The sequence below is a fragment of the Microbacterium sp. P5_E9 genome (assembly GCF_054049175.1).
In genome coordinates, this window is the sequence record NZ_JBFUMV010000093.1 from 1 (window position 1) to 610 (window position 610).

Below are 610 nucleotides of genomic sequence, written 5' to 3' on the forward strand. Positions count from 1 at the left end.
GCTCAGGAGCCATCGCGGGCTCGGTGGCGCACGAGGTGCCCGGTGCGGAAGTCCACGCAGTGGAGTTCAGTGAATTCGCGCATGCCTGGGCGGCACGGAACCTGGCGCCGCTGGGCGTCAAACTGGTCCGCGGGGACCTTCGCGATGCGCTGCCGGAGCACAACGGAACCTTCGACGTCGTGGTGTCGAATCCGCCATACATTCCCGCGGAAGCGATTCCCAACGAACCCGAGGTGGCCCTGCACGATCCGCCCGAGGCGCTTTACGGCGGGGGAGCGGACGGAATGGAACTTCCGACGGCGGCAGCGGCATCCGCTGCCCGGCTGCTCGTTCCCGGCGGCTACTTCGTGATGGAACACGCCGAAGTCCAGGCAACGTGGATCGCAGCGATGCTGAAGAACTCCGGTTGCTGGTCCGATGTGACAACGCACGTGGACCTCAACGGCAAGGAACGTGCCACCAGCGCGGTCCTYGCCGAACCGTCCGACCATAGTGATGAAAGAATAGGCCAGTGACCACAACCTATGACTGTACGGCAGCCGACCAGCGGGCTGAAGGGCTGGAGCATGCCCAGCGGGCCATCCGCCAGCACAAATGCGTGGTGTTCCCG

The 610-nt window shown here is 65.2% G+C and carries 1 protein-coding gene and 1 pseudogene; both read left to right on the forward strand.

Annotated elements, in window-relative coordinates:
- The coding region (locus ACXJ3V_RS20395) for a N5-glutamine methyltransferase family protein (protein ID WP_457102179.1) at positions 1 to 515 on the forward strand (515 nt) is incomplete at its 5' end.
- A pseudogene (locus ACXJ3V_RS20400) lies at positions 512 to 610 on the forward strand (L-threonylcarbamoyladenylate synthase); the annotation flags it as partial. The gene ACXJ3V_RS20395 and the pseudogene ACXJ3V_RS20400, both read left to right, overlap by 4 nt.